Genomic DNA, 18,310 nt, shown 5'->3' on the forward strand with positions numbered 1-18,310 from the left:
CGGCAATAAGACGCATCTAATTGGGAACCGTTTCAACGGTTTTTGCCGGTAAACCGTTGAAACGGTTCTGAATAATTTTAGCATTTTTCTCCTGAACCCACAGCTAAAGCGGTGGGCTAATAAACAAGCGCTACATTCATAGGGAGTATCACAAACCGCTGAAAAAAATCGTAAATTCGCAGACGACCATAGCCTTTTCCCGTGCTTACTGATTCTTATCAACAACCTCTTATCGAACGCATCCGAGACATCGGTCATGCCGAATCAGTTCGGCGATTCTTTGGGTTGTTGAAAGACTTGATCGACATCGTTAACCTGCCTAATGGCGATGCCCGGCTGGCCTTTGTGGTGAAGCAGGACAAATCGTCAATTACGGCGAACATCAATTTCTATCAGGCGTTACGGATTCAAAAACCCCGCCGGGGCGAAGTTGAATATCACTTAACGATTAAAAAATCGTATCAAGATCGACTAAAAAACATTGAGGAATTAGTCTTCGAGCCACTGACTGAAAAATCAGATTATCTGGCAGTTATCATCGGTCAGTCGAATGTGCATTTGCTCTATACGCCGGTCTTGCGCACTTGTTGGGAAGACTGTCTGCTTGAGTTGGTTGAAAGTACCAAACGCGGCCCACATCTTGCCCGGCATAATGCCGATGTGTATCGGGCAGCCGAAGACGAAGCCTTTCTGAGCGAACTCATCCGGTTAGCCGATGACCCTACACTGGGAGAACGAATCCTGAATGGACACGCGGTTGAAGAACCAGAAGCCGAGTATGAAACGGAGGTGCAACTTCCCAAACAGCCTCTCAATTTGATTCTGTTTGGCCCGCCAGGTACGGGAAAAACCTTTGCGTTGCAGCCATATTTACGTGATCAAAATGGCCGGGCAAGTCTGATTACATTTCACCCATCATACAGCTACGAAGAGTTTGTTGAAGGCATTCGACCGGAAGCCATTAACGGGCAGATTAGCTACAAAATCCGAAAGGGTATTTTTTATAAGGCTTGTCTATCAGCTATTCAGCAGGCGGGTTATGGAACAATAGCCGATTGTCTGAATGACTCGGCGGACAATCGTCGTCAGAAATTACAAAGAGCACCAGCGCATTACCTGCTCATCGATGAGGTCAACCGTGCCAATGTGGCCAGTGTGTTCGGCGATTTGATTACGTTGCTCGAAGCCGATAAACGATTAGGAGCTGAAAACGAACTCTGGTTAACGTTACCTTATTCGCAAGAGCGGTTTGGTGTTCCTATCAACCTGTTTGTAATAGGAACAATGAACACCACCGACCGTTCTATAGCCCTGTTGGACATTGCCTTACGTCGGCGATTTTCGTTTCGCGAAATGCGACCAGATCCAACGATTCTGGGTGAGATTGATGGTATCGAATTACCCCAGTTGTTACGAACGATAAACGAACGAATCGAATACTTGCTCGACCGTGACCATCAGATTGGACATGCCTATTTGACCAATGTTAAAACATATGCCGAATTATGTGACGCTTTCCGCGATCGGATTATCCCACTCTTACAGGAATACTTTTTCAATGATTGGGCCAAAATTCAACTAATCCTCGGTGACAATCCGACCTGGGGCAAAGAAACCGACCAACGGCTTGTCTGGACAAAAAAGAAATATACGGCCAATGCCGCCAGTAAGTTATTCGGCGAACTACCCGATTCAATGGATGAAGTGGTGACCTATGAAATCAATCCGAACCTTCAACAGGGAAATCACGATCAGGTACCAATTGAAGCGTTTATTAGAATTTATCAGAAACTGTAAGTAGCGTGGGAGTAAACCCGCATTTTAATACTTTGATACTTATTAAAGCGGGTTTCCACTCGCGTTACTCATGAAAGCACTCGTTCTTACTGAATACAATCATTTCGATTTACAAGATGTCCCCAGGCCAACCATTCGGCCAAACGAGGTACTTGTGCGGGTACAAGCGGTAGGTATCTGCGGCTCTGACGTTCACGGCATGGATGGAAGCTCTGGCCGACGCATTCCACCGATTGTTATGGGCCATGAAGCCAGCGGTATTATTGTCGAAGTAGGTTCCGATGTACGCGATTGGGCCACTGGTGACCGGGTCACCTTCGACTCAACAGTTTATGTGCTGGATGACTGGTATAGCCGCCGAGGGCAATATAACATTAGCGATGGTCGCGAAGTAATAGGGGTATCGACGCCCGACTTCAAACGACAGGGGGCATTTGCCGAATTCGTGGCTGTTCCTCAGCATATTCTATACGCTATTCCCGAGAATGTCAGCTTCACTCAGGCAGCGCTTGTTGAGCCAGTAGCTATAGCGCTACATGCCTTAAATCTGACTCCAATTCAGGTGAATGATTCAGCTGTGGTGGTGGGCTCGGGCATGATTGGTCTGTTTATAATTCAGGCGCTCAAACTGGCCGGATGTGGTACGATCATCGCTATTGATCTGGACGATGATCGGCTCGCACTGGCGCAAACGCTGGGTGCTACTCATGCAATTAATGCAAAAAGTGGTGATTTGGCCAAGCAAGTTCAAGCGCTTACCCACGGACGCGGGGCCGACGTTTCGTTTGAAGTAGTCGGTGCGGGACCAACCGTTAAAACGGCCATCGACTGCGTTCGAAAAGGGGCGACTGTCACATTGGTAGGCAATCTTGCTCCAACAGTTGAGATTCCGCTGCAAGCCGTCGTGACACGTCAGTTGCGACTACAGGGCTCCTGCGCCATCAACGGTGAATATGAAGCCGCGTTGGCCCTGATTTCATCTGGTCGCATGAACGTCGAAGCGATTCTCAGTGCTGAGGTTCCTCTGGAAGAAGGTGCCGACTGGTTCAAGCGGTTGTATGATAAAGAAAAGGGCTTAATTAAGGTAGTTCTGAAACCATAATACGCGTTAAAAATAATGCCTACTACTCCTATACGTATTGCCGTTATTGGTCCCGGTAAAGTGGCCCACCTGCACGCCCAGGCCGTTTTACAAACACCCGATGCCGAATTAGTTGCCGTTTATGGACGGACCTATCAAAAAGCCGAAGACTTCGCGAACCAATACGGTATTCGAGCCTATAGTGACGTGTACGACATGGTTGATCGCGAAAACGTAGATCTCTGTCTTGTTTGCACCACGCACCCTGCTCACCGGGAGCCAACTGTAGCGGCCCTAAATGCTGGATCTCATGTATTGGTTGAAAAACCACTAGCCTCTTCCCTGGAAGACTGCGACGCCATGATCGAAGCGGCCAAACGTAATAATCGCTATCTCGGTGTTATCAGCCAACGGCGATTCTATGCTCCATCCATGCGTATTCGGGAAGCCATTGATTCCGGAAAGATTGGAAAGCCCGTACTTGGCACCATTCAGATGCTTGGCTGGCGTAGTGAAGAATACTATAAAAGTGACGATTGGCGCGGTACGTGGGATAAAGAAGGCGGTGGCGTATTGGTCAATCAGTCACCGCACCAGCTGGACTTATTAGTGTGGTATATGGGCGATATTGACGAAGTATATGGTGTCTGGCGTAACCTGAATCATCCTTATATTGAAGTTGACGATACAGCACTAGCTATCGTAAAATTCAAAAACGGCAGCCTGGGCAATATCATTGTAAGTAATTCGCAGAAGCCTGGCATTTTCGGGAAAGTCCATGTGCATGGCGAAAATGGCGCATCGGTAGGCGTTCAGACGGATGGTGGTGCTTTGTTTATTGCCGGTATGTCAAGCATTACCGATCCTCCAGTCAATGACCTCTGGACAGTACCGGGCGAAGAAAATCAGTTAGCAACGTTCATAGCTGAAGACACGGCTTTCTTCAACACAATCGACGCGACGGTTTATTATTTCGCTATTCAGATTGCCGAATTCTGCGATGCCATTCGCAACAACCGTCCTCCGCTGGTTACTGGCGAAGATGGTCGTAAAGTCGTCGCACTTTTTCAGGCCATTTACGAATCAACCCGCACGGGCTTACCAGTGAAATTATAGAAAAAGTAAGTGGAGTGGGTGAAATGAGTGGAGTAGGTTATTGCGTATAACCTACTCCACTCATTTCACCCACTCCACTATTACACCTATTCCACTTAATTAGCTGGATCTGCTGGCGTACTTGTGTTGTTATTACGCTCGGTCAGAGGATACGGGAAGAAGTTACGATTTCGCTCTGATCCTGTCGCGCCGGGGCCTGGCCGATTGAACCGACGGCTGTCTTCCAGTCGGAAACCCTGATACGCTAGCTCAATCTGGCGATTCCGGAAAATCTCTATCAAAATAGCGTCGGCAGTTTGCGCACCCGAATAAGCAGTCAGGCCAGCGCCTAGTCCGAACGCATCCGTAGCGGCCGTTTTGGTCAGCACTTTGTTCAGCGATGCTACTGCATTAGCCAGATCACCTTTACGCGCATAGGCTTCGGCCTGGATCAACAGGATTTCACCTGGCAAATAAACCGGAACAGCCGCATTATTGGCTGTGTAGAAAGCCGTTGCAATTACAGGTGCCACAGCCGTATTGGTGCTGGGTTTAGTCAGAAAGGCAAGCCGCTTGTCGTTTGGATCTGGGGCAATCGCGCCTGTCAGACCTAGGTTAGCATTAGTCGGCTGAATCACGTTCAGGTTACCAAACGTGGCTTCGAACAACGGATTACGCGTGTTGTCGTCAAAATTATAAACCGACTTTTTCGTCAGGTCAACTTTGGCCGCTGCGGCAAGTGCTTTATCGTAATCACCTGAAAATAACGCGTAGCGGGCAATTAGCGCCTGAATTGTATTTGGGATATCAATCCCTGTCACAATTTTACCTGCAAAATCAGCTGATACCGGTGCGCTTGCTACCTGCGTAGCAGCCGTTTCGAGTGTAGCAATTGCAGACTTAAATACATCGATCCGAGGAACAAAGGGAACGTTAGTGCCTGTAGTAACAGGCGACTGCTCGAAAAATTGTCCAAGCGTTCCCAGCGACAATGCCCGGAAGATAGATGCATAGCCAATAATTCCACTCTTGGTGCCCGCATCCGATACGACGCCCGTGTTTGCCAGAATCAATTCAGCATTCGCCCGCACCAAGTGGCTCTTTGTCCAGAGGTTAACGACAACACTATTGATATTGCTGACATTACCAGCGCCAACTGTAAGATTGACTTCATCGAGGTTACCAGCATTCAAGACAAATTCCTCTTTGGTTGTCAACCCTGCTCCAGCTGTGCTGGCATAGAGTACGCTCCCGGCTGCACCAGTCGTGTACCGGTATTGCAATCCATTAGCAAGTGTCATCAAGCCATCGGGCGAGCTAACCGCCTGCGACTGACTAATGGTGCTAGGATTCAGATATTCCTTGTTACAGGCAACCTGTGTCAAAATCAGGCCTGTGAGGAGAATTGGTATGAGTATCTTTTTCATAATTAGAATGTCGCGGCTAGTTTAAACTGGTAGGTACGTGGAATAGGGACGTTTCCGAAGTCCATGCCTCGTAGCAGGTCGTTGTTGCCACCCGCGTTGGTTTCGGGATCGAAGCCGGTGTATTTATCCCACGAATACAGATTGCGTCCTACGGCAGATACCGTCAAACGGCTAAGCCCCTTAATAAACTGTGGTAGTGTATAGCTGAGCGATACTTCGCGCAGTTTGGTATAGGAACCTGGATCAACACGGAACTCCTGTGTATTATAAACACCGAAGATGTATCCGCGTGGGAGCGTACCCCGCAATTCCTGTTCCGCATAGTCACCTAAACCAACACCCTGGCGCGTCCGCTTATCCGCATTGAAGACGTCTACCCCCTGAACCATATCCAGAAGTATGTGAAGAGACAGTTTTTTGTAGGCTAGGTTTGTACTGAACGACCCAGTCCATTTTGGATTGGGATTACCGATAATGGCGTTGGCTGTTGGCTTGGTAACATCCAGCGTACCATCTGAATTACGTGCTGCCACATACGTAACAGCGCCATTAGCCTGCCCAACAGCCCGTTCAGATTGGGGGAAGCCAGATGGCGAAAGCAACAGCGTACCATCTGAATTGCGCGCATAGGCAGTGCCGTAAAACACACCAACTGGCTGGCCAACAATTAAGTTAACTGGCGATCCTGAGGCCGAGGAAGCGTCAGGGTTGATGATTGGTAAGCCACCCAGATCAAGGACTTTATTGCGGTTGTGATTGTAAATGAAGGTAACATCCCAGCTGAAGTCTTTGGTTTTAATAGGTGTTGCGTCTAAAACAATCTCGAATCCTTTGTTTTCCATCGATCCAACATTGTTGACTATACTGGTACCACCCGTAGTTGGTGCCAGTGTTCGGTTCACGACTAAGTTGGTAATTTTCTGATGGTAAGCCGTTGCACCTACGCTAATACGACCATTCAGAAATGCCAGGTCGACACCACCTTCAAGTTCTGCCATGCGCTCAGGCTGTACGTCAGGGTTAGCTAACTGTGTACCTGGTGTTACGGTATTCTTGCCCAGGAAACCTACGGGGCTAAATTGATAGAAGCGTGCATACGAACCAATACCCGACAGGTTACCTGCTTCGCCATAGCTAGCCCGCAGTTTCAAACTATTGAAGGCATTGCTGAACGACAGATTTTTCCAGAAATCAAGGTCCGACACAATGAATGAACCACTTACCTTGGGATAATACTGGTTGGTCTGACTTGGAGAGAATTTCGACGACTGATCGCGACGGACGGCTCCGGTAATGAACGCCAGGTTTTTATAACCAAGAGTTGCCTGCGCAAATAAACCACTCAAACTAAAGCGATCTAAGTTGTACGCCACTGAATAGGTAGTGTTGCTGGCCCCACTAACGGTTTCGATAAAGGGCGACAAATTCTGCCCGCTGTTGATGGAGTAATCAGCTTGAAAATACTGGTAGCTATATCCGATCGCTGCGTTCAATTTAAACTTATCGTTGAACTGCCTTTCATATTGCGCATTCAGGTCGTTGTTGAATTGCAATACCTGGTTGGTAGCCGTAGCGGCAAATCCACCCGGATAGCGAGCGGCTGGTAACCCAGCAATGGCCTGGTATGGATACGGACGAATATAGTTTTTACCAAACTGCGAGTATGCATCCACCCCCACAATATAGTCAACACTCAAGCCCCGCAACGGTGTCAGATTCAACTGAAGGCTGTTGATGGTCCGGCTCACCGACTGCGAAAACTTCATGTCTTCGATCGTTGATAGCGGGTTTACACGTGTAGGCTCAACAGCCTGTAAGTTTCCAGCAGCATCACGTTGGGTAATGTCATAGATATTGTTCGTGATATTGACCGAGTTGATCGGGCTGTAGAAGACGTTGCCATTTGCTTTTTCGTTGGAAAAGCTGTTAGCATAACTCAAACCAACCGAAATTTTAGCCCAATCGGTTAGCCGTTGATCAACCCGAGCGCGGAGATTATACCGCGTGAAATCCGTGTCTTTAATAATCCCCTGATTTTTCAAATAGCCAAACGACACATAATACTGTGTGTTATCACGACCACCCGAAATAGACAGGTTGTTGTCGGTTCCGTATCCCGTCCGGAAAATCTGGTCGAAATAATTGTACCGCTGTACGTCAACCAAATTCGTTGCCAAAGCCGAATACGCGCCATCCCGATAGATGTTCGTTGTGGTTGTACCTGGGTTAGCTGTAACCTGAGCGGGGGTAATAACGCCAATCGGATAAAGTCGAAGAGAAGCAAACCCGAATTGCTTGCCATAGGTGTTAACAGGCACACTCTTGCGTAATTCATTGACATTGAATGAAGTCGTAAACGTTACCTGTGGTTTACCCGTCTGCCCCCGCTTTGTCGTGATAATAACCACGCCATTGGCCGCCCGCGAACCATATTGGGCAGCCGCAGCCGCACCATTCACCACGTTGATGGTAGCAATATCATCCGGGTTAATATCAGACAAACGGTTCTGGCCAACGTTGGCATTACCTACGTCATTGGCCAGTGCAAGCTGCGATACGTTGGTGCTGGCGTTACTCACGATTACTCCATCAACCACATACAGTGGGTCTGACGAGCCAACCAGCGACTTGATCCCACGTAACCGAATGCTGATTCCGCCCGCTGGATCGCCTGAGTTCTGGGTAATCTGTGCACCTGGCACTTTTCCCTGCAATGAGTTGATCAGGTTGCCAGAACCAGACTGTAACAAGTCTGCCCCTTTGATCGTACTAATGGCATTTCCTAATTCGCGTTTAGGTGCTGACAAGGTGGAACCCGTTACAACAACCTCATCAAGATTCGTAGCGGCTGCCACCAACTGGGCATTTACTGTCACCTCGTCGGCATTGCCCAGCGTTATGTTTTGGCGCAGCGTTTCGTATCCAATAGCGGTAAAAGCTACTGTTACAGGGCCGGGCTTAAGCGTTACCGGAAGCGTATAGTTGCCGTCTCCATCAGATGTGGTACCAACTGTTGTGCCGACAATAACCACTGTCGTGCCTGGAAGCGCCAGCTTTTCGGGGTCTGTAACACGCCCTTTTATCGTGTAGCGAGTGCCTTGCGCAAATGCTGTTGTACAAAGCAGAACCGTTAGCCAGAGCAAGCAAAATTGTCGGATAACGGGAGAGTATTTGTTGGTCATAGGTACGAATTAATTTGTGGGTGAGTTAATGAAAACATAATCCATTTAATTACGAAATGTAGTGATAAATGCCTAGGGAAACCATGCCTTAAGTTGGTTTCATTCTAAAAAAACAAAATGTCTTTTTTTAGTAAATTTGAATCTTTTATAAGTCATACTCTACTTCATGATCAATCGAAAACTATTCGGGCAGCTCTTATTGGTTGCTCTTCTGATCACTCGTCTGGCTACTCCAAAAGTTGCCCTGGCGCAATCCAAACAACGGTATACGAATCTTCAGCAAGCCGTTTTTTCAGGCGGGCAATTGAATGGGTTGCAGGGTCCACGAAGCGTAAACTGGATTGAGGGCGGTAGTAAATTCTCCTTCATAGATGGTCAGAACACGATCAAAACGCTGTCGCCCAAAGACCAGAAAGAAGAGGTGATTTTTGACGGTAGTCAGCTAAAATTCCCCGGCACCGACAAACCCTTTGCCTATGGCTCGTTTCAATGGTCGAAAGACTCGAAGAATATTCTGTTTCAGCGCAATTTTCGACCCGTTTACCGGCGGTCAGGCGTCTCTGATTACTACGTCTATTCAGTAGCCGATAAGAGCCTGAAGCTCGTCGCCAGGGATGCTCAAACGGCTGAGTTAGCCCCTGATGGTCAAAAAGTGGGTTATGAGCGTGGCGGGAATCTATTTGTTTTTGATTTTACTACTCAGAAAGAAACGCAACTAACCGACGATGCGAAAGCGGCCTTTTTGAATGGTCGTTTTGGCTGGGTTTATGAAGAGGAATTTGGATTGGCTCAAGCCTGGGATTGGTCGCCGGATAGCAAATTTATCGCCTTCTGGCAGTCTGATGAACGGCAGGTACCCATTTATAAACTAACCGATTATAAAGGCTTCGATGAGAAATTTGACTCTCTCCCCTACCCGCGCGTTGGCGATCAGAATCCAACGGTTCGTATTGGAGTCATCGAGATAGCGAATAAAAGTAAGCAATGGATGAAAGTTGATTTGGGGGACGGCTACATTCCTCGTATCTACTGGACATCGCAGGAGGGTAAGATCGCGCTGATGCATTTAAATCGTAAGCAGAATCACCTGCGCCTGTTTATGGCGAATGCCCGGACAGGTGATGCCAGGCAGATTATGGAAGAAACCTCGACCACCTGGATTGACATCTTCGATTTCTTTGCGGGCATCAATCACCTGATCTATTTCCCGGCTGGTATTCAGGAGTTTTACTGGGTATCTGATCGGGATGGGTATTCACATATGTACCGCTACGACTATTCTGGCAAGTTGCTCAATGCAGTCACAAGCGGAAAGTGGGAAGTCACGTTTGTACACCACATTGATCCAAAAGCAAAGAAAGTCTATTTCACCTCAACAGAAGCGTCACCCCTGGAACGGCAGTTATTTGTGGCTGATCTGGATGGCAAAAACAAGCGTCGGCTAACAACCATACCCGGTCGGCATACGGTGAACTTTTCCCCCAATGGTCAATATTTCATTGATAAGTACTCCAATATTTCGACACCCACCCAGGTCGAACTGCGCGATACAAAAGGGCAGTTGATCAAGGCATTGGAAACCAACAAGAATGTGTCAGATTACGTAGCAAGTCATGACTATGCGCCCAAAGAGCTAGCTAACTTTACGACTTCTGACGGCCAGCAAATCGACATCTCAATTATCAAACCAATTGATTTCGACCGCAACGGCGGCCCGGCCACTAAAAAGTATCCTGTCGTTATTGATATTTATGGCGGGCCAGGTGCTCAGTCTGTATACAATGATTGGGGTGCAACAGGTTGGCATCAGTGGCTGGCGCAAACGGGCTATGTGGTCGTAAGCGTTAACAATCGGGGCAGCGGTGGGTATGGACGCGATTTCGAGAAAATCGTTTATGAGAAATTAGGCAAATACGAAAGTCAGGATTTTGCCGAAACGGCCGCCTGGTTGGCTAAACAACCCTGGGTAGATGGCAATCGAATGGCCATTCGGGGGCACAGCTACGGTGGCTATATGAGTAGCTACACCATGCTGACTCATCCTGGCGTTTTCAAAGTTTCAATTGTAGGGGCTCCCGTCACAGATTGGCGTCTTTATGATTCCATTTACACCGAACGATACATGGGCCTGTTGCCTGAAAACGAGGAGAAATATAAAGCCAGTGCGGTATCTCCTTATGCCAAAAACCTGGCAGGAAAAATGTTCATTGCTCACTCAACAATGGATGAAAACGTACATGTTCGAAATACATTTCAACTTATGAACGCGTTGGAAGATGCGGGTAAAGACGCCGATCTGCGGATCTATCCACCTGGCGCACACGGAGTAGCCTATAGCGCAGGGACGCAGTTGCTTTTGTACCAGCAATACACCAATTATTTAGAAACGTATTTAAAAAGCAGCCCGTTAAATTAGGTCATTAAAAGCCTGGCATTTGTCAGGCTTTTTCATTTTTCAATTATTACCTCGTTTCATCATTACTTATATCTAGAAGTCAGTACCCAGCTTATGTCCAGTAAAATATACTAAGTAATTCAAGGTTAGTTAATCAGTACAATCCAACAAGACAATTATCTCATAATCAGGAATTTATAAAATACATAATATTAATATCATCTATACATTTGACGATTTTATTTGTTAATCGATTTATTACTTTTAAAACAAAGCGACCAATCCCTTGTTAGTTATTTCTGTAATTACTTACGAATTCGTAGGTAGGTTATTAAACAATCAACTGCTATGAAAAAGTTAATCATTGCTGCTTCACTATGCAGCCTGCTAACCGTATCACAATTTGGGTTTGCTCAAGCTGTTCAGGAAGGGAAAGCAGCTAAAAAGGAAATGAAGGCTGAAAAGAAAGTGGCTAAGGCTCATGAGTACAGAAAGGAAGCTGCGACACACAAAGGTTTAGAGGTCAAAGGTATTTCTGATCCAAAAACGAGAATGGCCAAAGCTGATCGGAAAATGGAAAAGGCTGAAAAGAAAGAATTGAAAGGAGAAGCTAAAGAACTAAAAGCAGTAGCTAAAGCAAAAACCAAGAAGGCCGCTGGGGTCGATTAGCGCTAGATAGAACAAACAAAAAACGTGGTCCGATTAATCGAGGCCACGTTTTTTGTTTTCTCCTTATGAGGTCCGCAAAGCCCGCCGAATCACATCCTCAACAGATAAAGTAGGCTCGGCTTTGAGTGCGTCATCCACACTTTTCTCTGCTGTTGGTTTGGGAAAACCTAACGCCACTAAAGCAGCCAGCGACTCTTCGCGAACAGGATCGACAGCCGACTGGCGATAAGTAGGTCCACTGGGTACAACCCCCGATTTTTTCATTTTGTCGCGCAGTTCGAGAATGATGCGTTGGGCCGTTTTAGCACCAATGCCTTTAATCGCCTGCACCGCCCGAACATTTTCTCCTAAAATAGCCAGCCGCAAATCGCCTGGCTGCATAGCAGAGAGCATTCCCAATGCCGTGTTCGGACCAACGCCAGAAACAGCAATTAAATCCAGAAATAGCGATTTTTCATCGGCATTGGCAAAACCATATAGAGACTGAGAATCTTCTCGAAATAGATGATGAATAAACAATTTGATTCGGTCGCCACCACCGGGCAGAACAGCATACGTTTGAAGAGAAATATGGACCATATAGCCCACTCCGTGTACGTCAATAATGGTATGCGTAGGTTCTTTATAGGACAGCGTTCCGTCTAAATAAGCGATCATTCGTGGTTTGGAAAGGCTTGTTTTTAAGCGTGTTATGTATAGATAAAGATACGAAAAACCCACGACTTTATCACTAAAATCGTGGGCATGTATTAGTTGTTCCAAGTTTCAGGTTCCAAGTTCGAACTGAAGCGCTCAACATGGAACTTGAAAAAATAATTAGCCAACAATCAGTTTTTGGCCGGGCCGAAGCGCATTGCTCTTGATATGATTCATTTTCTTTAGCTGGTCAATGGTCAGGTCATACCGCTGAACAATATTCCAGAGTGTATCGCCACTTTGTACCCGATGATAACGGGGTTTGTAATGTTTCAATTTAGCAAGAACTTCTGCTTTCTTACGACCTTTAGCCGTTCCCTGATTGGCCAGTCGTTCAGCTCGGGTTTCGGCAACTTCTTTCAAAATTGTCAACTTCTGCCCTTTCTGAATCTTGGTTGATCGCAGGTGATTCCAGCGTTTCAGATCATAGAGTTCAACATTATAGCGATCGGCAATCTCCGTCAGGTTATCGCCTTTTCTAACTACATACGTCTGTTTGCGGGGTTTCCGCATAACGACTGTTTCAATGTCATCCTCAGGTTCATCAATCGATTCGACTACGGCAAGTTGAGCAGCCTGAACAGGAGCTTCCTGCAAACTTATGTTGGCCAGCGGATTCCGATTCAACGCCGTCCACGCTCCCATCGAATCAGCTCCGTACCGAACATTTTCGGCACTAGCTAGCAAAATATGCTCCATTTTTCCTGGTATTCGACTGGCCGAATCCAGAATAGTCTGACGATGAGACGCAAAATAGTCATACTGCTCACTTGGTACCCGGAGCGGATATCGTTTGGTAGATTCTGGAAGAATAGTTGTTGTAATGGCCGGATTCATTTTCTGCAGGTCGGCCAGTGCCATTGTGCTATGCCTGGCAAACGTTTCGAGATTAAAATAACCGCTTACCTGAATAGTATCGTGCGGAATTGGGTACTCGAAATTTTCACCCACGATCCCGTGATCTCCGGCGTGGTTTATCAGATAAGTGAACGCCACAAACTGAGGCACATAGCCACGGGTTTCTTTGGGCAAAGCATCATAAATGGTATAGAACGAATTGCCTCCGGACCGACGCATAGCCCGTTTTACAGCCCCTGGTCCACAGTTATAGGCTGCCATTGCCATTTCCCAGTCGCCAAAGATGTTATATAAATCCCGGAGGTATTTGCAGGCAGCTTCTGTAGCTTTTACGGGGTCCATCCGCTCATCTACATAATCATCCTGCGACAAGCGCAAATCGCGACCTGTACCGGGCATAATCTGCCACAATCCACCTGCACCAGCCCGAGAAATAGCACGAGGATTCAGGGCAGATTCAACAATAGACAGGTATTTCAGTTCATCAGGCAACCCATATTGCTTCAGCATTCGCTCATAGAGCGGAAAGAAAAGGGGCATCCGCTCAAGCATCGTCTGGGTGTAACTCGCCCTGCGGAACGTAAAATAATCAATATAGGCCTGCACCGCTTTGTGGTAATTCAGCGGAATGTCTTTCTGTAACTTCGCCAGCCGTTCCCGAATCAGGCTGTCAGGCACGCTAGGTACATAGGCCAGCGTATCTTTCTTTACGATTGTACTGTCCAATTGAATCGTAGTCTCGGCATGGGTCACTGTTGCCAGTCCCACTACCGCACTCAACAGCCCCAGTCTCAACAGGCTACGGTTCAGGTAGTTCATATAGGTTTCACTTTATATATGATGTATAATATAGGATGTATGATGTATTTTTATCGTAGCATGCGTCATATATCCTACATCATACATCATATATATTCTACAAAGTCTTTGCCAATGCTACTAATTTACCCTCAGCAAAAGGGGGGGCCATTAATTGCAAACCAATCGGTAAACCCTCAGCGTCTGCGCCATTTGGAATCGATATGGCTGGATAACCCACTACGTTCGCCTGGACTGTGAAAATATCGGCGAGGTACATTTGCAGCGGATCATCTGTCTTCTCACCCAATTTGAACGCAGGTGTAGGCGTCGTGGGCGAAAGCAAAAAGTCATATTGCTCAAACAGGCGCTCCGTTTCCTGCCGAATTAACCGCCGAACCTGCTGGGCTTTGGTATAATAAGCGTCGTAATAGCTGGCACTCAGCGCAAATGTGCCAAGTAAAATCCGCCGACGAACTTCAGCACCAAATCCCTCTGTACGGCTTTTTTTGTACAACGTCAAAAGGTCCGGTGTGGATACGTCCATTGCTGATTTATTAGTCGATGCACTTCTGTATCCATAGCGTACGCCATCGAAACGAGAAAGGTTTGACGACGCTTCAGCAGTGGTCAGAATATAATAAGTTGGAAGAAGATATGTTAAAAGGGAAATATCAACAGGTTCTACTGTGTGCCCAGCAGCCCTCAATTCGTTAATTTTACGCTGGGTAGCTTCCCGAATACTCTTGGCTACACCTGCACTCTCGACACCATCCCGCAGATAAGCGATTCGTAAGGGTCCCGCACCGGCTGACCGGTCAGGAAGCGTTGTCTGGGAGTAAGCAGAAACAGGCTCACTCGATACAGTACTATCAAACTCATCGGGGCCCGCCATTATTTCGAGTAGCAGAGCGGCATCATCGACATTGTTAGCAATGGGACCAACGCAATCGAAGGAAGATGCGTAGGCAATTAGCCCCCAACGACTGATGCGTCCGTAGGTAGGTTTCAGACCAACTACCCCACAAAAAGCGGCCGGTTGCCGAACCGATCCACCCGTATCAGAACCGATACTTGCCAAACAAAGTCCAGCCTGTACAGCCACTGCTGAACCACCACTCGAACCACCCGGCACTCGACTGGTATCGGCTGCGTTGCGAACAGGTCCAAAGGCTGAATTCTCATTGGAGGAGCCCATGGCAAACTCATCACAGTTCTGCCGACCAATGATGATGACATCTTCGTCCAGCAACCGTTGTACAGCTGTTGCGGTAAATTGAGCGGTAAAATTGTCTAAAATCCGGCTTCCGGCCCGAACGCTATGTCCTGTATAATTGAGGACATCTTTTATACCAATGACCATTCCGGCCAAACGACCTCCCTGACCAGATGCTAATTTTTGATCAACGGCATCGGCTTGCTGACGAGCTTCATCAGCATAAACTTCGGTAAATACGTTGAGGTCGCGGTGTTCATCAATGCGGATGAGATACTGCTCTACCAGTTGGCGGCAGGTAGTGGTGCCATTTTTAAGATCGGCCTGAACAGCGGAAAAGCTACGATAGGGAGTCACAAAAAATAATTTACGGTATTCGGTTTATAGCATTCGGTTTATAGTGCGAATCTTAACTGCACTAAGCCGACCTCCTAAACCCTAAACTAATAAAAACAGACAATCAGGCGGTTCCAGATTGGTACCGCCTGATTGTCTGCTGCCATGCCATCTAACATGACTTAACTTATTTCTCCGACTCTTTCAGACCTTCTTCGATATTCTCGCGAACGTCTTTGGTAGCGTCTTTGAATTCTTTAATGCCTTTACCGAGTCCCCGTGCGAGTTCGGGAATTTTCTTAGCGCCGAACAACAGGAGCAATGCCAGGAAGATAAAGATCATTTCCTGACCGCCCAAACCCATAATTGCAAAAATGCTTGCCAATACCATGATTTCTGGAATTTGAATGTATGCAAAATTAACAAAACTCTCTCGTACAATCTATTAAAACGTAGTGAAACTTACGCGCTAATGCCTAGTTTGGTTTCACGTTTCAGGTTTAATGTTTCAAGTTAGAACATTTAACTTTATACTCACCCTATTTTAATAGTCTCAACCGGGCGGGATGATCCCTGCCGTGGATTGGTCGCCGTATATTCCCATTCCCGAAACTTATCAATGTCTTCTTTAATTCCATTGAATAGCCAGAACATGAGCGCAATATCATCTGTCAATCCTACAATTGGCAGGAAATCGGGTAAAATATCAATAGGCGACACAAAATAGATCAACACGGCAATCATTCGAAGCAGTGTTTTCCAGGGCAATTGGCGATACTCACCTGATGCATAGGCTTTTAACAGTCGAGTAACAACGCCCAACTGCTCGCGAAAAGCAGTAAAGTTTGCTCCCGATAAGCCACCGCTCTTCTCGATAGCCTCCCTGATCAGTTCATACAGGCTACGCGTATTACGGGCGTAGCGAGCGGCACCGTCGCTGGCCCGCTTAAAAAAGATGGAGGATAGAATCCTGGATATAAGACTGCTGTTTTTCATTGAATTTTTTGTCATTCCGGAGAGTGCCAGACTAACAAAGTAAGGGATGGTACGTATCTAACAATTTTCATTCCTACTATAAACGTACGAACCGAACCAGAAGTTTTATTCTGGCGGCTATTGGTTTGTCTTGAGCCGGGGACGTACTTTTGCGGTCGTTTGTTAACCCTTTAATTCCGAATACTGTATGAAAGTTACCGTAGTAGGTGCCGGGGCGGTTGGAGCCACCTGCGCCGACAACATTGTTCGCCGGGAACTCGCCCACGAAGTTGTTCTCCTAGATATAAAAGAAGGCATCAGCGAAGGTAAATCCCTCGATATGCTCCAGGCATCGACATTGCTCGATTGCGACATTAAACTGATAGGCTCTACCAACGATTATGAAAAAACGGCGGGTTCGGATGTTGTCGTAATTACATCGGGCTTACCCCGCAAACCTGGTATGACCCGCGAAGACCTCATTGGTATCAACGCAGGCATTGTAAAAGGCGTTACGGAAAACATTCTGAAATACTCACCCGACGCAATTTTCATCATCATTTCGAACCCAATGGACACGATGACATACCTGGCGTTGAAATCGTCGGGTCTGCCAAAAAATCGGGTTATTGGTCTGGGTGGTGCGCTGGATTCAGCCCGCTTCAAAACGTATCTGTCGCTGGCCCTGAACTGCTCGCCAAACGATTTGCAGGCGTCGGTTATCGGCGGTCATGGTGATACAACTATGATTCCTCTGACTCGCCTGGCAACTAAAGCTGGCGTACCCGTAAGCAATTTCCTGGATGAAGAAACGCTGAAAAAAGTAGCTGCTGATACTATGGTTGGTGGTGCTACTTTGACGGGTCTAATTGGTACGTCGGCTTGGTATGCGCCGGGTGCCGCTGGTGCTTACATGGTTGAGAGCATTCTGCGCGACCAGAAGCGCGTAATTCCTTCCTGCGTACTGCTTGAGGGCGAATACGGTCAATCGGATATTTGTTTGGGCGTACCTGTTGTTTTAGGTAAAAATGGCTGGGAAGAAATTATTGACTACAAACTGACCGACGAAGAGCAGGCTGCTTTCAATAAATCGGCTGATGCTGTTCGGAATATGAACGGTGTACTAAGCACACTGAATATTGGCGTTTAGTATCCAGATTATAAATTATATATCAAAAAGCCGGTCAGAACGATCGGCTTTTTGATTTTCTCAATCCAACCAGCAATAATACCGTTTCATCACAATGCATTAATGCAATCTCAGTTTATAAAACCTACTTTTGAGGAGACCTATTTGATTCACTACTCAATCTAATGTGTATAAAACAATGAAATCACCGTTCCTTTTTATTCTTATTGGCTTAAGCCTGATGAGTGCTGCATTTCGAAGCGATTCACTTACTACCAGCGCCAGTGCTGATTTTGCTACCGTGTATATCTACCGGGGTGGTCAATTTTTCGGAGCAGGATTGAATTATGCGATTTTCGCTAATGGAGAAAAAATATGTAAACTCAGCAATAACCGGTACATCGAATACAAAGCTAAACCAGGAGCATTGTCATTAACAGCACACCGAGGTGGCATAGAAGTATTTAAGAAAGAAACTGGCCTTGACATGCAGGTTGAAGCAGGAAAAAGCTACTACGTAAAAGGCGATCAGAAATCGAGTATTACCCGCACTCGACTGGAGTTGTCGGAAGTGACAGAGAATACAGCCAAACGTGATATGAAAGACATGACTGTCGATGCTTGCCAGGAAACAATGGATAAGTAAGGGATCAGGT

At 46.8% G+C, this 18,310-nt stretch carries 14 protein-coding genes; 7 read left to right on the forward strand and 7 right to left on the reverse strand.

Annotation, left to right across the window (positions count from 1 at the left end):
- The first annotated feature begins 201 nt into the window (after window positions 1–201).
- From GO755_RS36345 to GO755_RS36355, 3 genes are all read left to right on the forward strand, one after another.
- Complete coding sequence (locus tag GO755_RS36345) at window positions 202–1,797, forward strand: McrB family protein (protein ID WP_317166029.1); 1,596 nt, start codon at window positions 202–204, stop codon at window positions 1,795–1,797.
- A 70-nt stretch (window positions 1,798–1,867) separates the two neighbouring features.
- Window positions 1,868–2,899, forward strand: a complete 1,032-nt coding sequence (locus GO755_RS36350; RefSeq protein WP_157590357.1) for a galactitol-1-phosphate 5-dehydrogenase — start codon at window positions 1,868–1,870, stop codon at window positions 2,897–2,899.
- 15 nt (window positions 2,900–2,914) lie between these two features.
- Window positions 2,915–3,994 carry a Gfo/Idh/MocA family protein gene (locus tag GO755_RS36355; RefSeq protein WP_157590358.1) on the forward strand — a complete coding sequence of 360 codons (1,080 nt, stop codon included), beginning with the start codon at window positions 2,915–2,917 and terminating at the stop codon, window positions 3,992–3,994.
- A gap of 95 nt (window positions 3,995–4,089) precedes the next feature.
- On the opposite strand, the gene GO755_RS36360 is transcribed toward GO755_RS36355, so the two are convergent.
- Together GO755_RS36360 and GO755_RS36365 are read right to left on the reverse strand one after the other, a co-directional pair.
- On the reverse strand, window positions 4,090–5,400 hold the full coding sequence (locus tag GO755_RS36360; protein WP_157590359.1) for a RagB/SusD family nutrient uptake outer membrane protein: 1,311 nt from the start codon (window positions 5,398–5,400) through the stop codon (window positions 4,090–4,092).
- A 2-nt stretch (window positions 5,401–5,402) separates the two neighbouring features.
- Window positions 5,403–8,582, reverse strand: coding sequence for a SusC/RagA family TonB-linked outer membrane protein (locus GO755_RS36365; protein WP_227687230.1), 3,180 nt, complete (start codon window positions 8,580–8,582; stop codon window positions 5,403–5,405).
- Window positions 8,583–8,748: 166 nt separating this feature from the next.
- Here GO755_RS36365 and GO755_RS36370 point away from each other — a divergent pair, with 166 nt between their 5' ends.
- Both GO755_RS36370 and GO755_RS36375 read left to right on the forward strand, forming a co-directional pair.
- Entirely contained in the window at window positions 8,749–10,998 is a 2,250-nt protein-coding gene (locus GO755_RS36370) for a S9 family peptidase (RefSeq protein ID WP_157590360.1), read from the forward strand.
- A 327-nt stretch (window positions 10,999–11,325) separates the two neighbouring features.
- Window positions 11,326–11,646, forward strand: coding sequence for a hypothetical protein (locus GO755_RS36375; protein ID WP_157590361.1), 321 nt, complete (start codon window positions 11,326–11,328; stop codon window positions 11,644–11,646).
- Between the two features lie 63 nt (window positions 11,647–11,709).
- Here the strand turns inward: GO755_RS36375 and ruvA are convergent, their stop codons facing one another.
- The 5 genes from ruvA to GO755_RS36400 form a co-directional block, all read right to left on the reverse strand.
- Window positions 11,710–12,303, reverse strand: a complete 594-nt coding sequence (ruvA, locus tag GO755_RS36380; protein WP_157590362.1) for a Holliday junction branch migration protein RuvA — start codon at window positions 12,301–12,303, stop codon at window positions 11,710–11,712.
- A gap of 159 nt (window positions 12,304–12,462) precedes the next feature.
- Window positions 12,463–14,019 (reverse strand): lytic transglycosylase domain-containing protein, encoded by a 1,557-nt coding sequence (locus GO755_RS36385; protein WP_157590363.1) that lies wholly within the window; start codon window positions 14,017–14,019, stop codon window positions 12,463–12,465.
- Between the two features lie 97 nt (window positions 14,020–14,116).
- Window positions 14,117–15,571: an Asp-tRNA(Asn)/Glu-tRNA(Gln) amidotransferase subunit GatA gene (gatA, locus tag GO755_RS36390; RefSeq protein WP_317166030.1), complete on the reverse strand. Its 1,455-nt coding sequence runs from the start codon at window positions 15,569–15,571 to the stop codon at window positions 14,117–14,119.
- A 166-nt stretch (window positions 15,572–15,737) separates the two neighbouring features.
- Window positions 15,738–15,941, reverse strand: coding sequence for a Sec-independent protein translocase subunit TatA/TatB (locus GO755_RS36395; RefSeq protein ID WP_157590364.1), 204 nt, complete (start codon window positions 15,939–15,941; stop codon window positions 15,738–15,740).
- Window positions 15,942–16,084: 143 nt separating this feature from the next.
- Complete coding sequence (locus GO755_RS36400; protein ID WP_157590365.1) at window positions 16,085–16,546, reverse strand: YkvA family protein; 462 nt, start codon at window positions 16,544–16,546, stop codon at window positions 16,085–16,087.
- Between the two features lie 187 nt (window positions 16,547–16,733).
- Between GO755_RS36400 and mdh the strand changes: the two genes are divergently transcribed.
- Both mdh and GO755_RS36410 read left to right on the forward strand, forming a co-directional pair.
- Entirely contained in the window at window positions 16,734–17,675 is a 942-nt protein-coding gene (mdh, locus tag GO755_RS36405) for a malate dehydrogenase (RefSeq protein WP_157590366.1), read from the forward strand.
- A gap of 178 nt (window positions 17,676–17,853) precedes the next feature.
- Window positions 17,854–18,300 (forward strand): DUF2846 domain-containing protein, encoded by a 447-nt coding sequence (locus GO755_RS36410; RefSeq protein ID WP_157590367.1) that lies wholly within the window; start codon window positions 17,854–17,856, stop codon window positions 18,298–18,300.
- Window positions 18,301–18,310 lie beyond the last annotated feature (10 nt).

The organism is Spirosoma arboris (assembly GCF_009754945.1).
GTDB classification, from domain to species: Bacteria; Bacteroidota; Bacteroidia; order Cytophagales; family Spirosomataceae; genus Spirosoma; species Spirosoma arboris.